At 69.0% G+C, this 14,489-nt stretch carries 16 protein-coding genes; 4 read left to right on the forward strand and 12 right to left on the reverse strand.

Translation table 11 applies throughout. From position 1 onward, the window contains the following. The 4 genes from AC3XYG_RS11160 to AC3XYG_RS11175 all read right to left on the reverse strand — a co-directional run. A partial coding sequence (locus AC3XYG_RS11160) for a xanthine dehydrogenase family protein molybdopterin-binding subunit (RefSeq protein WP_489139900.1) occupies positions 1-1,195 on the reverse strand: 1,195 nt, incomplete at its 3' end. Positions 1,196-1,276: 81 nt separating this feature from the next. Continuing rightward, positions 1,277-1,987 (reverse strand): phosphatase PAP2 family protein, encoded by a 711-nt coding sequence (locus AC3XYG_RS11165; protein WP_489139901.1) that lies wholly within the window; start codon positions 1,985-1,987, stop codon positions 1,277-1,279. Further along, entirely contained in the window at positions 1,984-2,445 is a 462-nt protein-coding gene (locus AC3XYG_RS11170; RefSeq protein ID WP_489139902.1) for a DNA polymerase III subunit chi, read from the reverse strand. Before AC3XYG_RS11170 ends, AC3XYG_RS11165 begins: the two co-directional genes overlap by 4 nt. 147 nt (positions 2,446-2,592) lie before the next feature. Beyond that, positions 2,593-4,113, reverse strand: a complete 1,521-nt coding sequence (locus tag AC3XYG_RS11175) for a leucyl aminopeptidase (protein ID WP_489139903.1) — start codon at positions 4,111-4,113, stop codon at positions 2,593-2,595. A 201-nt stretch (positions 4,114-4,314) separates the two neighbouring features. On the opposite strand from AC3XYG_RS11175, the gene lptG reads away from it, so the two are divergent. The 3 genes from lptG to rsmA all read left to right on the forward strand — a co-directional run bounded on the left by lptG (position 4,315) and on the right by rsmA (position 7,698). Further along, positions 4,315-5,409: an LPS export ABC transporter permease LptG gene (lptG, locus tag AC3XYG_RS11180; RefSeq protein ID WP_489139904.1), complete on the forward strand. Its 1,095-nt coding sequence runs from the start codon at positions 4,315-4,317 to the stop codon at positions 5,407-5,409. Between the two features lie 121 nt (positions 5,410-5,530). Further along, positions 5,531-6,835: a peptidylprolyl isomerase gene (locus tag AC3XYG_RS11185; RefSeq protein ID WP_489139905.1), complete on the forward strand. Its 1,305-nt coding sequence runs from the start codon at positions 5,531-5,533 to the stop codon at positions 6,833-6,835. Continuing rightward, positions 6,832-7,698 (forward strand): 16S rRNA (adenine(1518)-N(6)/adenine(1519)-N(6))-dimethyltransferase RsmA, encoded by an 867-nt coding sequence (rsmA, locus tag AC3XYG_RS11190; protein ID WP_489139914.1) that lies wholly within the window; start codon positions 6,832-6,834, stop codon positions 7,696-7,698. The genes AC3XYG_RS11185 and rsmA overlap by 4 nt, the downstream gene beginning before the upstream one ends. 4 nt (positions 7,699-7,702) lie before the next feature. Here the strand turns inward: rsmA and gmk are convergent, their stop codons facing one another. Together gmk and AC3XYG_RS11200 are read right to left on the reverse strand one after the other, a co-directional pair. Further along, a complete protein-coding gene (gene gmk, locus AC3XYG_RS11195; RefSeq protein WP_489139906.1) occupies positions 7,703-8,338 on the reverse strand; it encodes a guanylate kinase in 636 nt (211 codons plus the stop codon). Beyond that, complete coding sequence (locus tag AC3XYG_RS11200; protein WP_489139907.1) at positions 8,335-9,237, reverse strand: YicC/YloC family endoribonuclease; 903 nt, start codon at positions 9,235-9,237, stop codon at positions 8,335-8,337. Before AC3XYG_RS11200 ends, gmk begins: the two co-directional genes overlap by 4 nt. Positions 9,238-9,359: 122 nt before the next feature. On the opposite strand from AC3XYG_RS11200, the gene AC3XYG_RS11205 reads away from it, so the two are divergent. Then, entirely contained in the window at positions 9,360-9,521 is a 162-nt protein-coding gene (locus AC3XYG_RS11205) for a hypothetical protein (RefSeq protein ID WP_489139908.1), read from the forward strand. Here the strand turns inward: AC3XYG_RS11205 and pssA are convergent. The 6 genes from pssA to fabG form a co-directional block, all read right to left on the reverse strand. After that, entirely contained in the window at positions 9,503-10,381 is an 879-nt protein-coding gene (gene pssA, locus AC3XYG_RS11210) for a CDP-diacylglycerol--serine O-phosphatidyltransferase (protein ID WP_489139909.1), read from the reverse strand. The genes AC3XYG_RS11205 and pssA overlap by 19 nt on opposite strands. Continuing rightward, entirely contained in the window at positions 10,378-11,070 is a 693-nt protein-coding gene (locus AC3XYG_RS11215; protein WP_489139910.1) for a phosphatidylserine decarboxylase, read from the reverse strand. The genes pssA and AC3XYG_RS11215 overlap by 4 nt, the downstream gene beginning before the upstream one ends. A 23-nt stretch (positions 11,071-11,093) precedes the next feature. Then, positions 11,094-12,119 carry an endolytic transglycosylase MltG gene (gene mltG, locus AC3XYG_RS11220; protein ID WP_489139911.1) on the reverse strand — a complete coding sequence of 342 codons (1,026 nt, stop codon included), beginning with the start codon at positions 12,117-12,119 and terminating at the stop codon, positions 11,094-11,096. A 112-nt stretch (positions 12,120-12,231) separates the two neighbouring features. Then, entirely contained in the window at positions 12,232-13,494 is a 1,263-nt protein-coding gene (gene fabF, locus AC3XYG_RS11225) for a beta-ketoacyl-ACP synthase II (protein WP_489139915.1), read from the reverse strand. Positions 13,495-13,540: 46 nt separating this feature from the next. Continuing rightward, the gene (locus AC3XYG_RS11230) at positions 13,541-13,780 is read right to left on the reverse strand and encodes an acyl carrier protein (protein WP_489139912.1); all 240 of its coding nucleotides are present in this window, start codon (positions 13,778-13,780) and stop codon (positions 13,541-13,543) included. A 143-nt stretch (positions 13,781-13,923) separates the two neighbouring features. Continuing rightward, a partial coding sequence (fabG, locus tag AC3XYG_RS11235) for a 3-oxoacyl-ACP reductase FabG (RefSeq protein WP_489139913.1) occupies positions 13,924-14,489 on the reverse strand: 566 nt, incomplete at its 5' end.

The raw sequence follows: 14,489 nt of genomic DNA on the forward strand, positions 1-14,489 counted from the left end.
TCAGGAAGATCGCCTCCGGCCGCCCGGCACCGCGATAGGCCGCGGTCGGGGCGGTGTGGGTCAGGATGGCGTTGAATTCGAGGTCGATGGTGCGGATGTCGTAGATGCTGGTCGACACCCAGGGCCCGATCAGCAGCTGGATGATGATGCCGGAGGTGCCGGCATAGGCGCCGACATTGCACAGCGACCGGACCCGGTAGCCCAGCACCTTGCCATCCGCGTCCAGCGCCAGCTCGGCCCGGCTTTCCACGTCGCGGCCATGGCTGGCGGCCAGGAACTCCTCGATCCGCTCCGCCGTCCAGCGCACCGGCCGCTGCAGCTGGCGCGCGGCATAGGCGACCATGATGTCCTCGGGATACAGGCCGGTCTTCATGCCGAAGCCGCCGCCGACATCGTCGACGATGACGCGCACCTTCTCCCTGGGGATGCCGAGCACGGCGTCGCACAGCGTGTCGCGCGCGCCGGACGGCATCTGGGTGGACAGCCGCAGCGTCAGCCGGTCGGTCTCCGCATCGTAGCTGCCGAGCGAGCTGCGCGGCTCCATCGGCGTCGGCGCCAGCCGCTGGTTGACGATGTCGAGCGCCACGACATGCGCGGCACCGGCGAAGGCCGTCTCCGTCGCCGAGGCGTCGCCATGGCACATCTGGGCGGCGACATTGCCGGTCGCGGCCAGCCAGACCTGCGGCGCATCCGCCGCGGCAGCCTGCGCCAGGCCGGTCACGGCAGGCAGATCGTCGTAGTCGACCTCGACCGCTTCCAGCGCGTCCTTCAGCTGGGCGCGGGTCTCGGCGACCAGCGCCACCACCGCTTCGCCGACGAAGCGCACGACCTCATGCGCCAGCGCCGGCCGCAGCGGCGTCGCGCCGGGCGACCCGTCCGGCCGCTTGAAGATCGGCGCCAGCGGCAAGGGCTTCACACCCGCCGCGACCAGGTCGGCGCCGGTGATCGCCGCCAACACCCCCGGCATCGCCAGGGCCGCGGCGGCGTCGATCGAGACGATGCGCGCATGCGGGTGCGGCGAGCGGACGAAGCCGAGATAACTTTGCCCCGGCAGCGACACGTCATCGCTGAACCGGCCGGCGCCGGCCAGCAGCCCCGCATCCCGATCCGCCGCACTTCGCGCCCGCTGCCGAAGCGCCCGACCGTCGATTCGCCCGTCATCCCATATTCCCTGGCTTGCGGGCCCGAAGACCATTCCGCCCGCTGTCGCTCGATTCATCCTACAAGACACCCGGCCCGGCGGGCCATCGCCCCGTGGCTACTGCTGTAACGCGGGTCAGGCGCGTTCGGGCCAGCGCAGCAGACCGCGGGTGAAGTCGCGCCAGGCCGCCGCCGTGCTCCATCGGTCGAACAGCAGCGTGTACAGCCCGGCGCTGACCAGCAGGGTCACGGCGGCGGCGAAGACCACGTCGCTGAAGAAATGCCCGCCCATGCCGATGCGCAGCAGCCCGAGCAGCCCGCCCAGCGCCATCGAACCCCAGAAGATCCGGCGGCGGCGCCGTGCCGGGGCGAGATAGGCGACGCTGTGGACGACGAAGCCCACGGTCGGATCGCCGGCGACGAAGGAGCAATTGCGGCTGCACTGGCCGGCCGGGATCAGCGGCGGCGAGAAGGCGGCGGTGCCGCCGAAGGCCTCGACCTGGCGCGGCCGCGCCCGGCCCCAATGGTCCTTCAGCAGGGTGTTGGCGACCAGACCGGGCCCGATGGCCAGCGCCAGCAGCAGGAAGGTCCACCGCCGCGCATCGAGGCCGAGCAGCCGCCGCTGCCGCAGCCACGTCCAGCCGGCCGCCAGCAGCAGCAGGATGGCCGCCACGCGGACCACGAACTGCAGCGCCCCATGGATCGCCTCGGCCAGCGGCGCGCCGTCCCAGGCGAAGCCGTCGCCGGGCGTGTAGAACCAGCCGGAGATGACCAGGTCGATGCCCGGCAGCAGGACCAGGACGGCACCAATCGCGATCAGGCCGTACAGGGCCAGGCGGGGTGTCACCCCGCCACCCGCTGCTTCTCGCTCCAGGCCCCGGCCTCGTCCTGCTGGTAGTAGACCAGGGCATGGCCGGCCTCGCGCCGGCGCTTCCAGCGGCCGCGGGCGGCCTGCACCGCGTCCGGGTCGTTGCCGTCGAACAGGTCGCACACCGTCTCGAACGCCCCGTCGCCATCGGAATCGGCGCCGTCGCCGAGGAACAGCACCTTGGCGCCGTTCGGATTCTCGACCTGGTCGCTGATCCAGACCGGCTGTTCCCCGGCGAAGCCGTCGCGCTTGGTGCCGTGCGGCAGGAAGCCTTCCTTGGACCAGGTCCAGAGATGGCCAGCCAGCGTCTCAACCCGCTCTTCCGAGCCGACGCAGACCACGGCGCGCCAGCCGCGCTGCAGCGTCCGCTCGAGCAGGACCGGCAGGGTCTGCTCGAGCGTGCGTGCGGTCAGGTGATAGAACCGGATCTCAGTCATAAGCTGACGTCTCCGGCGAACAACAAAGACACTATCTTCCTGTCATGCCCGGGCTTGACCCGGGCATCCAGAGACTGTCGACATCCTCTGGATTGCCGGGCCAAGCCCGGCAATGACAAGTAAAACAAGATCATAGCCCTGATCGCATCAGCCTTCGTAGTTGTCGGCCACGAGCCGGTCCAGCAGGCGGACGCCGAAGGCGGTGGCGCCCTTCGGCACCGTCGGCGTGTCCTTGCCCGACCAGGTAGTGCCGGCGATGTCGAGATGGGCCCAGGGCACCTTGTTGACGAAGCGCTGCAGGAACTGGCCGGCGACGATCGACCCGGCGTCGCGGCTGCCGGTGATGTTCTTCATGTCGGCGATGTCGCTGTCGATCTGCTTGTCATAGGAATCGGCCAGCGGCAGGCGCCACAGCTTCTCCTCCACCGCCTTGCCGGCGGCGGCCAGCTTCTCGGCCAGGGCATCGTCGTTGGAGAACAGCCCGGCATGGTCGCTGCCCAGCGCGATGATGATCGCCCCGGTCAGGGTGGCCAGGTTGATCATCGCCTTCGGCTTGAACCGATCCTGCGTGTACCAGAGCGCATCGGCCAGCACGAGCCGGCCCTCGGCGTCGGTGTTCCAGACCTCGATGGTCTGGCCCGACATCGAGGTGACGATGTCGCCCGGGCGCTGGGCGTCGCCGGACGGCATGTTCTCGACCAGGCCGAGCACGCCGACGGCGTTGACCTTGGCCTTGCGCAGCGCCAGGCCCTTCATCAGCCCGGTGACGACGCCGGCGCCGCCCATGTCCCACTTCATGTCCCACATGCCCTGGCCGGGCTTCAGCGAGATGCCGCCGGTGTCGAAGGTGACGCCCTTGCCGACGAAGGCGATCGGCGCCTCGTCCTTGCGCTTGCCGCCGGCGCCCTTCCACTGCAGCACCACCAGCTGGCTCTCGAACGCCGAGCCCTGGCCGACGCCGAGCAGCGCGCCCATGCCGAGCTTGCGCATCTGCTTCTCGCCGAGAACCTCGACCTCGAGGCCGAGCTCGGCCAGTTCCTTCGCCTTGGCGGCGAAGCTTTCCGGATTCAGGATGTTCGGCGGCTCGGACACCAGCTCGCGGGTCAGGAACACGCCCTGGGCCACGGCATCGGCGCGGGCGAAGGCCTTCTTCGCCGCACTGCCCTCGCCGGTCTGCACCGTCAGGGATTTCAGCGACGGCTTGGCCTCCGCCTTCTCCGTGGTGCGGTAGCGTTCGAACCGCCAGGCCCGCAGCCGGGCGCCAAAGGCGAATTCGGCCGCGGCCGCGGCGGCGCCCTGGCCGGCGCCGTCCTTGCCGGCGATCTGGATGCCGTCCAGCCGCGCCGTCGCTTCGGTCGCGCCGGTCTGGTTCAGCAGGGCGGCAACCACGCCGCCGGCGCGCTGCAGCCCGACGGCCTCGATCGCGTCGGGCTTGCCCAGGCCGAACAGCACGACCCGGTCGGTGCCGATGCCGGGCAGGCCGTACAGCGACAGCGTCTCGTCGCGCCCGCCCTTGAACTTCGGTGCCGCCTTCAGCGCCCGCGTCAGGGCCCCCTTGGACTGCTTGTCGATGCCGGCGGCGGCGCTGGACAACACGCTGTCGGCGTACACGCCGAGCACCAGGACGCCGGCTTCCACCGAGGCGGGCGGGGCGAAGGAGATCTGCATCTTTGTCGTCTTCCGGGCGATTTTCGATGAACCGCTGCGACGCGGCGGAACCGGCACCGTAACAGCGGGTTTCACGATCGTCACCCGTCGCGGCGGCCGGAATGCCGGCTGCGACTTCGTTGGCGGTCGCCGCGGCGCCCCGTCTGTTGTAGAAGATGCGCCGACCCGTTCCTTCGGCATTCACAGGCCAGCCAGCACCCCATGGTCCGATCGCCCACCTTCTACGCCTATATCGTGCGGCAATTCCTGTTCTGGTTCCTGGCCGTGCTGCTGGTGCTGAGCGGTGTGATCGCGGTGTTCGAGTTCGTCGAATTCGTCCGCCAGGTCAGTTCGATCCCGGAGCTGCCGCTGAGCCTGGCCTTCGCGCTGTCGGCCTTCAAGCTGCCGAGCGACATCGAGATCCTGTTCCATTTCGCCGTGCTGATCGCGGCGATGGTGACCTTCTGGCGCATGACCCGCAGCCGCGAGCTGATCGTCGCCCGTGCCGCCGGCCTGTCGGCCTGGCAGTTCCTGGCGCCGGTGATCGTGGCGGCAATGGTGCTGGGGGTGCTGAAGATCACCGTGGTCAACCCGGTCTCGGCCGCCATGTACGGCCGCTACGAGCGGCTGGACGTCGACTATCTCGGCGGCACCGGCGACATCATGAAGGTGGCGAAGACCGGCTTCTGGCTGCGCCAGAAGGATGAGACGGGCGTCGTCGTCATCCATGCCGAGAAGGTCACCGGCAACGGCGACACGCTCGAGAACGCCATGTTCCTGCTGCTGACGCCGAAGGAGGGCTATCGCGGCCGGATCGACGGCGCCAAAGCCCAGCTGCAGGACGGCAAATGGGTGATCAGCGACGCCTGGATGATCGACGGCACCAACCCGGCCACGCATGTCGACACCACCTCGCTGCCGACCAACCTGACCCGCAACGGGATCCAGGAGCGGTTCGCGTCGCAGCAGACCATCTCGTTCTGGGACCTGCCGGATTATATCCGCAACCTCGATTCCACCGGCTTCTCCTCCACCCGCTACCGCATTTCCTACCAGTCGCTGCTGTCGCAGCCGCTGCTGATGGCGGCGATGATCCTGGTGGCCGCGGCGTTCAGCCTGCGGCCGGGCAGGCGCGTCGACACCGTGCTGATGATCGTCGGCGCCATCGTCACCGGCTTCTCGATCTTCGTCCTGGGCGACATCGTCATGGCGCTGGGCCGGGCCGGAACCCTGCCCGTGCCGATGGCTGCCTGGGCCACGTCGGGCGCCGCCCTGCTGTTCGGCGCGGCGGCCCTGCTGCACCTCGAGGATGGCTAATGCCACCTCTGAGATGGCTGAAGCCGCCATGCCGTTTCCCGTCCGTACCGCTTTTGCCTTGAGTCGGCCAAAATCGCGTGCTGTATCTCCGCCTTTCCATAAGCGAGGCCGTGTAGCCCTCATGATCCTTCGTCTGTCGGCACCGTTCATCGCCCTGGTCCTGGCGTTCGTCACGGCCTTCGCCCCGCCTGCCATGGCGCAGAAGCGACCTGCTGCGGCCCCGGCCGCCAGCGCCGCCGTCGGCACCATCGCCGCGGTGGTCAATGACGACGTCATCACCGTGGCGGATCTGCAGATGCGGATGCGGCTGTCGCTGATGAGCGGCGGCCTGCAGCCGACACCGGAGAATCAGCAGCGTCTGCTGCCCCAGGTGCTGCGCCTGCTGGTCGACGAGAAGCTGCAGGCCCAGGAAGCCAAGCGGTCCGGCATCGCCGTGCCGGCCTCGGACATCGACAAGGCGCTGGCGACGATCGCCGGCCAGAATCACATGAGCACGCAGCAGCTGTTCGGCATGCTGAAATCGACCGGCGTGCCGCAGAGCGCGCTGGAAGACCAGGTCCGGGCCCAGCTCGGCTGGCGCCAGCTGGTCCAGCGCCGCTTCCTGTCCCAGGTCGACGTCTCCGACACCCAGGTCGACGAGGTCGTGGACCGGCTGCACGCCAACCAGGGCAAGCCGCAATATCTCGTCGCGTCGATCTTCCTGTCGGTGGACCAGGATTCCAACGAAGGCCAGGTCAAGGCACTGGCCGACAGACTCGTCTCGGAAATCCGCCGTGGCGCCCCCTTCCCGGCCGTGGCCCAGCAGTTCAGCCAGGCTGCCGGCGCGCAGACCGGCGGCGACATGGGATGGGTCCTCGGCGGCCAGCTCGAGCCCGCGCTCGACCAGGTTCTCACCACCATGCCCCAGGGCCAGGTGTCGGACCCGATCCGCACCCTGGGCGGTTACAACATCCTGTTCCTGCGTGACAAGCGGACGGTCGCCGCCAGCACGGCCGGCGGGGTCAAGGTGCGGCTGAACCAGATCGTCGTGCCGGTGCCGTCGACCGCGCCGCGCAACCGGGTCGACACCGTGGTCGCCCAGATGCGCAACGACTTCAAGGACATCTCCGGCTGCGAAGCCTTCCGCACCAAGGTCAAGGAACTCGGCGTCACCGCCAATCCGGATCTCGGCGACATCCTGCTCGCCCGCCTGCCGAATGCGATGCGCGAGATGGTCAGCGGCCTGGCCGACGGCCAGGTCAGTGCGCCGCTGCGCACCTCCGAAGGCGTCGCCGTGATGATGGTCTGCTCGCGTGAGGACGTGGCCGGCGACAGCATCGACCGCGACCAGATCCGCGCCAGCATCGGCGAGCAGCGGGTCGACATGCTGCAGCGCCGGCTGCTGCGCGACCTGCGCGGCAACGCCTATATCGACGTCCGGCTCTGAGCCCGTCCGCCGACTCTCTGCAGGACGCGCTTAACGCCCTGCCGCCGCTGCGCGAGGTCATCGCGGAGTTCGGCTTGGCGGCGAAGCGGTCGCTGGGCCAGAACTTCCTGCTCGACCTCAACGTCACGGCTCGGATCGTCCGCGAGGCGGGTGACCTGGCCGGGATCCATGTCGTCGAGATCGGCCCCGGCCCCGGCGGGCTGACCCGGGCCCTGCTGGCCGCCCCGGCCGCCAGCGTCACGGTGGTGGAGCGCGACCGGCGCTTCCTGCCGGCGCTGGAGCAGCTGGCGGCGATCTCGGCCGGCAAGCTGCGCATCGTCGAAGCCGACGCCGTGAAGGTCGACATTCTCGAGCTGGTGCCGGCGCCGCGCGCGGTGATCGCCAACCTGCCCTACAATGTGGCGACCCCCCTGCTGATCGGCTGGCTGCGGCGGATCGATGAGTTCCGGTCGCTGACGCTGATGTTCCAGAAAGAGGTGGCGGACCGCATGGTCGCCGCACCCGGCAGCCACGCCTATGGCCGGTTGTCAGTGATCGCCCAGTGGCGGGCCGAGGTCGACCAGCTGCTCACCCTGCCCGGCCGGGCCTTCAAGCCGCCGCCCAAGGTGGATTCGACCGTGGTGCAGCTGCGCCCGCGGGCGAACAGCGCGGATGTGCCTTTCGCGGTGATGGAGGCGGTGACGGCGGCCGCCTTCGGCCAGCGTCGCAAGATGCTGCGCGCCAGCCTGCGCAGCCTGGGCGATGCCGAGGCGCTGTTGGCCGAGGCCGAGCTGACGCCGACGGCCCGGGCCGAGGAAATCGACATCGCCGGCTTCGTCCGGCTGGCGCGGGCGGTGGCCGCCCGTCAGGCGCCGGCGGCCTGACCTCTTAAAGCCCGGCCTGCAGCGACCTGACGAAATCGGGCAAACCGGTCTGGCGGCTGCGGCGCAGGCGCTCGGCCATCAGGATCGCCTGGATCTGGGCGATGCTGACATCGAGGTCCCGATTCACGATCACATAATCGTATTCGGGCCAGTGGCTCATCTCGTCCGAGGCCTTGGCCATGCGGCTGGCGATCACGGCATCGCTGTCCTGGGCGCGGACGCGCAGGCGCTTCTCCAGGTCCTCCACCGTCGGCGGCAGCACGAAGACGCCGACCAAGTCGTCGCGCACCCGCTGGTGCAGCTGCTGCGTGCCCTGCCAGTCGATGTCGAAGATCACGTCGCGGCCGGCGGCCAGCGCCGCCTCGACCGGGGCGCGCGGCGTGCCGTAGGAGTTGCCGAACACCCGGGCGTATTCCAGCAGCTTGTCATGGCCGACCATGTCGTCGAATTCGGCCTGGTCGATGAAGTGGTAATGCGTGCCGTCGATCTCGCCCGGGCGCTGAGCCCGGGTGGTCACCGACACCGAGATCTCCAGGTTGGGATCCTGCGCCAGCACGGCGCGGGTGATCGAGGTCTTGCCGGCGCCGGAGGGCGAGGACAGGACCAGCATGAGGCCGCGTCGGACGATGTCGGTGGTCATTCGATGTTCTGGATCTGCTCGCGGAACTGTTCGATCACGGCCTTGAGTTCCAGGCCGATGCGGGTCAACGCCACCGCCGATGCCTTCGAGCACAGCGTGTTGGCTTCCCGGTTGAATTCCTGGCACAGGAAATCGAGCCGCCGGCCGACCCCGGCCCCGGTCGACAGCAGGCCGCGCGCCTGGCCGATATGGGCGTCGAGCCGGTCGAGTTCCTCCCGCACGTCGCAGCGGCCGACCAGCAATGCCAGCTCCTGCGCCAGCCGGTCCTCGGCCAGCGGCGGCCGCGCCTCCAGCAGCAGGTCGAGCTGGGCCTTCAGCCGCGCCTGAAGCGCCTCGGGCTGTGCTTCGGCGCTGGCCCGGGCCTGGCCGACCAGCCCGGCGATCTGGTCGATCTGCGCGGCCAGGACGGCATGCAGCCGCCCGCCCTCTTCCACCCGCGTCGCCAGCAGGTCGTCCAGCAGCGGCACGATCGCCGCCGCCGCCTCGGCCTCGACCGCACTGTTCAATTCGGCCGCGTTGCCGTCGCCGCTTTCGACCACGCCGCGCACGCCGAGCAGCGCATCGACCTGGACCGGTGCCGCCGGGCCATTGACCTCACGCACCAACGCGATCAGCTGGTCCAGCAGGTCGCGGTTGATCCGCAGCTGGGAGGCAGTCTCGGTCCGGCCAAGCGACAGGTTGAGCGTGACGTTGCCGCGGCGGAACCGTTTGGCCAGTTCGACCCGGGCGGCGGCCTCCAGCCGTTCGAAGCCGGGTGGGATGCGCAGCCGCAGGTCGAGCGACTTGCCGTTGACGCTGCGCGCCTCCCACACCCAGGACAGGCCGTCGACGCCGCCTTCCCTGCGCGAGAAGCCGGTCATGCTGGAAAGCGGGGCGGAGTCGGTCTTGTCCTGAGTCATAGCGGGCTTATACCGGGCGCCCGGAGCGTCAACAAGCGGGACGCCATGCGGACAGCGGCTTTGCCGCTTCGGCCGGCTGTGACCGCCGTCACGGCGCGATAGCACCGAGTGTGCGAAATAACATGACGCGATCCGTGATCGAAAGCGCGACGACCATGCACCTGATCCATGACGACGACGAGACCGAGAGCCCCTTCGACTTGATCCGTGAGGTCGTCACGATCGTCGGCTGGGTGGCGACGACCTTTGCGCTGTTGCTGGTGGCCTACGCGGCGCTGGGCTGACCGGACGCCGGCGGGTCCGGCGGCGGCTCGGACCCAGGCTCCGGCTCATCCTCGACCTCGCCCATGATCAGGGCGGCCTGGCGCTTCAGATGGGCATAGCGCCGGATGCTGAACAGGATGCTGCCGACATAGATCAGGCCGAGCGCGACCAGCGTCGGCCAGGTGGCCGTGACCAGCAGCGTCGCCACCAGCCCGACCCCGACCAGCACCGGCACAATGTATTCCTGCGGAATCCGCACCACCTTCATCGAGAAGGTCGGGATCTTGCTGATCAGCAGCACCGCGACGAACAGGGTCCAGATCCCGACCAGCAGCGTCGCCGCCCAGAATCCCGGCGCGAATTCGAAGCTGATCATGACCGGCATCAGGATCAGGATGGCCCCCGCCGGCACCGGCACGCCGGTGAAGTAGTTGTAGGCGAAGGGCGGCTTGGTGGTGTCGTCCAGTGCGGTGTTGAACCGGGCCAGCCGCAGCGCGGCGCAGACGGCATAGGCCATGACCGCCAGCCAGCCGAAGCTGCCGGCGTCCTGCATCATCCAGAGATACAGGATGATCGCCGGGCTGACGCCGAAGCTGACGATATCGGCGAGGCTGTCGAGCTCCGCCCCGAACTTGCTCGACCCGCGCAGCAGCCGGGCGACGCGGCCGTCCAGCCCGTCCAGGATGGCGGCCACCAGGATCGCCGTCACCGCCTGCTCCCAGCGCTCCTGGATGGCATAGCGGATCGCGGTCAGCCCGGCGCACAGCGCCAGCGTGGTCAGGATGTTCGGCAGCAGCCGGTTGATCGTCAGCCCGCGGAAGCGGACGACCGGCCTGCGGCGGAACGGGCGGCGGCGCCGGGGAAGCTCGGGCGCGCTCATCGAGCGAGCGCGACCGGCATGACGGCGGCGGCGGCCAGATCGGCCAGGACCGTTTCGCCGCCGACCATGGTCTGGCCGACGCTGACCAGCGGCTCGACGCCATCCGGCAGGTAGATGTCGGTGCGGCTGCCGAAGCGGATCAACCCATAGGTCTCGCCGGCGACGACCGGCTGGCCGGGCGACAGGTCGCAGATGATGCGCCGGGCAACCAGCCCCGCGATCTGGACGAAGACCAGCATGCGGCCGTCCGGCAGGCGCAGCGACACGGCGCAGCGCTCATTCTCCTCGCTCGCCTTTTCCAGGTTGGCGCTGAAGAACTTGCCGGGGCGATACTTGACGTCGACCACCCCGCCATCGGCCGGGATGCGGTTCACATGAACGTTGAACACGTCGAGGAAGATGCTGATCCGGGTCAGCGGCCGGTCGCCGAGGCCGAGTTCCGCCGGCGGCGTCGCGCGCACCAACATCTGCACCCTTCCATCGGCCGGGGCCACCACCAGGTCGGGCCGGTTCGGCGTCACCCGCGGCGGGTGACGGAAGAAATAAACGCACCACGCCGTTGCCAGCACGCCGAGCCAGCCCAAAGGTTCCCAGATCAGGAACAGGATCACCGTCGCGACCGCGAACACGCCGATGAACGGGTAGCCGGCCGGGTGGATCGGCACCAGCACGCCACGGATCGTGTGCAATAGATGCGGATCGTCTCTACCGCTCAAGGCAAATTCCCCCCGGTTTCCGGGGCCGTATCGTCTGAATCCGGCTGGGCTGCGCGCCGCCGCTTCTGCCAATCGGCCACATTGCGGTTATGTTCTTCGAGCGTTTTGGCAAACACATGCCCGCCCGATCCATCCGCCACGAAGTAATAATAGCCTGTGACTGCGGGCTTGAGCACTGCGGCAAGTGCGTCACGTCCGGGATTGGCGATCGGCCCCGGCGGCAGCCCCTGGATGACATAGGTGTTGTAGGGAGAGTCGAGCTTCCAGTCGGCCCGGGTCAGGGCCCGGCCGAGCGGCCCCTTGCCGTTGGTGAGCCCGTAGATCACCGTCGGGTCGGATTGCAGCGGCATGCCGGCCTGCAGCCGGTTCAGGAACACGCTGGCGACCACTGGCCGTTCCGCCGCCACGCCGGTTTCCTTCTCCACGATCGAGGCCAGGGTGACCGCCTCGGCCGCCGATTTCAGCGGCAGGCCGTTGTCCCGCCTGGCCCACAGCCCGTCGATCTCCTGCCGCATCGCCTTGCGCATGCGTTCGACCACGCTCGCCCGGGTGTCGCCGCGGATGAACTGGTAGGTCTCCGGCAGCAGCGATCCCTCGGCCGGGGTGTCGCCGACCTCGCCCGTCAGCAGCGGCTCGGCGTTCAGCAACGCCACGATCTCGGCCGAGGTCAGACCTTCGGGCAGGGTGATCTTGTGGGTGACATTGCTGCCGCGGGCCAGCAGGTCTGCAGCCTCAGCCGGCGAGATCCCGGCCGGGAAGGCGTATTCGCCGGCCTTCAGGGTATGGTCGCCACCATCCAGCACGGATCCCGCCAGGAACACCCAGCGGTTGGCGATCACCCCCGCCTCCTCCAGCTGGGCCGCGATCACGGACAGGCCGCTGCCGCGTTCGACCACCAGCGCCGCCGGTGCCGCCAGCGGCCCGGGGGCGCGGTAGGCATGGAGGAACCAGGCGACGGCGCCGCCGATGATGGCCGCCAGCACCAGCAGAACGATGAAGGCACGAATGAGCGCCCGGATCATGTCCGTCCACCCATTGTCATGACGATCCCGCCACCATCAGCCCAAGCCCCTGCGCAGCACGCCGTGCTGCCGCGCGCGGGGGATGACCGTTCGGGATTGCGGACCGTCGGTATCAGACGAGCTCGCGGAAGACCAGCGACGCATTGGTCCCGCCGAAGCCGAAGCTGTTCGACAGGGCGGCGCGCACCGGCCGCTCCTTGGCCTGCTTCGGCACAAGGTCGACGCCGAGGCAGCTGTCCGAGGGATCGTCGAGGTTCAGCGTCGGCGGCACCACGTCGTGGTTGATCGCCAGCACCGAATAGATCGCCTCGACCGCGCCGGCCGCGCCGAGCAGATGCCCGATCGCCGATTTGGTCGATGACATCGAGACGGTGGCGGTGGCGTTGCCGAACAGGCGCTTGACCGCGCCCAGCTCGATCTCGTCACCCAGCGGCGTCGAGGTGCCGTGCGCGTTGATGTAGTCGATGTCGGACGGGTTCAGCCCGGCGCGCTTGAGGGCGGCCGTCATCGCCCGGAAGCCGCCATTGCCGTCGGCCGGGGGCGCCGTGATGTGATGGGCGTCGCCCGACAGGCCGTAGCCCACCACCTCGGCATAGATCGTCGCGCCGCGTGCCTTGGCATGCTCGAGCTCCTCGAGCACCAGCACGCCCGCGCCTTCGCCCATGACGAAGCCGTCGCGGCCCTTGTCATAGGGGCGCGAGGCCCGGTCGGGGGTTTCGTTGTAGCCGGTGGACAGCGCCCGCGCCGCAGCGAAGCCGGCGAGCCCGAGCCGGCACACCGCCGCCTCCGCCCCACCCGCCACCATGACGTCGGCGTCGTCCCACATGATCAGCCGGGCCGCATCGCCCACCGCATGCGCGCCGGTCGAGCAGGCCGTGACCGCGGAATGGTTCGGGCCGCGGAAACCGTGCTGGATCGAGACCTGGCCGGAGGCCAGATTGATCAGGGCCGCCGGAATGAAGAAGGGGGAAATCCGTCGCGGCCCCTTCTCCTCCAGCGTCAGCGAGCCTTCGGCGATCCATTGCAGGCCGCCGATGCCCGATCCGATCATCACACCGGTGCGGTCGCGCGCCTCGTCATCCGGCGGCTGCCATCCGGAATTCACGATCGCCTCATTCGCGGCGGCGATCGCGTAGTGGATGAAGGTGTCGTTCTTGCGCTGGTCCTTGGGCGGCACAGCGCTGTCGACATCGAAGTCGCCGGGACCGGTGCCGCGCGGCACCATGCCGGCGATCCGGGCGGGCAGGTCGGAAACCTCGAAGGCGGAGATCGCCCCAATGCCCGACTGCCCAGCGATCAGCCGGTCCCAGTTGGTCTTCACACCGGCACCGAGAGGCGTGACCATCCCCATGCCGGTGATTACGACACGTCTCATCATCTGATCCGGTTCTGCCGCGAAACGGGTGACAAAGGCCTTACGATCAGCCGGCCGAATGTTCCTGGATGAAGCTGATCGCGTCCTTGACCGTGAGGATCTTCTCGGCGGCGTCGTCCGGAATCTCGCAGCCGAACTCTTCCTCGAACGCCATGACCAGCTCGACGGTGTCGAGGCTGTCGGCGCCGAGATCGTCGATGAAGCTGGCCGATTCGGTGACCTTGCCTTCTTCGACGCCCAGATGCTCGACAACGATCTTCTTAACGCGCTCGGCGATGTCGCTCATTCGTTCTACCTTTCAAGAGAGCGGAACGGGGCAGGATTCCGCAGCATGAACCCCCGCTAGTGACCGCCCCGTAGGACCCGCGGTCACATACCACACCTGATCGGGCGTGGCCAAGCATATGGCCATGCCCGGGGCCGGCGATGTCAATACATCGCCATGCCGCCGTTGACGTGGATGGTCTGGCCCGTGACATAGGCCGCCTCGAGGCTGGCGAGGTACAGGACGGCCGCCGCGATCTCCGCCGGCTCGCCCATGCGCGCCATCGGGATGGTGGTGGCGATGCGGGCCTTCTGGTCGTCGTTCAGCGCATCGGTCATGGCGCTGCTGACGAAGCCGGGCGCGACGCAGTTCACCGTGATGCCGCGGCTGGCGACTTCCTGGGCCAGGGCCTTGGTCATGCCGGTCATGCCAGCCTTCGACGCGGCGTAGTTCGCTTGGCCGGGATTGCCGGTGTGGCCGACGATCGAGGTGATCGACACGATCCGGCCCCAGCGGCGCTTCATCATGCCGCGCATGGCGGCGCGGGCCAGCCGGAACGGGGCGGCCAGATCGACCTCCAACACGTCCGACCAGTCCTTGTCGGCCATCCGCATGGCCAGGCCATCGCGGGTGAAGCCGGCATTATTGACCAGGATGTCCAGCTTGCCGAACGCTGCCTCGACCTGCTCGACCAGCGCGGCGGGCGCGGCCGGGTCGCTCAGATTGGCGG

Source organism: Inquilinus sp. (assembly GCF_057815775.1).

Coding starts and splice junctions, on each gene's coding strand:
- AC3XYG_RS11170 (WP_489139902.1), bottom strand. CDS start 2,445: ATGACTGAGATCCGGTTCTATCACCTGACCGCACGCACGCTCGAGCAG.
- AC3XYG_RS11175 (WP_489139903.1), bottom strand. CDS start 4,113: ATGCAGATCTCCTTCGCCCCGCCCGCCTCGGTGGAAGCCGGCGTCCTG.
- lptG (WP_489139904.1), top strand. CDS start 4,315: ATGGTCCGATCGCCCACCTTCTACGCCTATATCGTGCGGCAATTCCTG.
- AC3XYG_RS11185 (WP_489139905.1), top strand. CDS start 5,531: ATGATCCTTCGTCTGTCGGCACCGTTCATCGCCCTGGTCCTGGCGTTC.
- gmk (WP_489139906.1), bottom strand. CDS start 8,338: ATGACCACCGACATCGTCCGACGCGGCCTCATGCTGGTCCTGTCCTCG.
- AC3XYG_RS11200 (WP_489139907.1), bottom strand. CDS start 9,237: ATGACTCAGGACAAGACCGACTCCGCCCCGCTTTCCAGCATGACCGGC.
- AC3XYG_RS11205 (WP_489139908.1), top strand. CDS start 9,360: ATGACGCGATCCGTGATCGAAAGCGCGACGACCATGCACCTGATCCAT.
- pssA (WP_489139909.1), bottom strand. CDS start 10,381: ATGAGCGCGCCCGAGCTTCCCCGGCGCCGCCGCCCGTTCCGCCGCAGG.
- mltG (WP_489139911.1), bottom strand. CDS start 12,119: ATGATCCGGGCGCTCATTCGTGCCTTCATCGTTCTGCTGGTGCTGGCG.
- fabF (WP_489139915.1), bottom strand. CDS start 13,494: ATGAGACGTGTCGTAATCACCGGCATGGGGATGGTCACGCCTCTCGGT.
- AC3XYG_RS11230 (WP_489139912.1), bottom strand. CDS start 13,780: ATGAGCGACATCGCCGAGCGCGTTAAGAAGATCGTTGTCGAGCATCTG.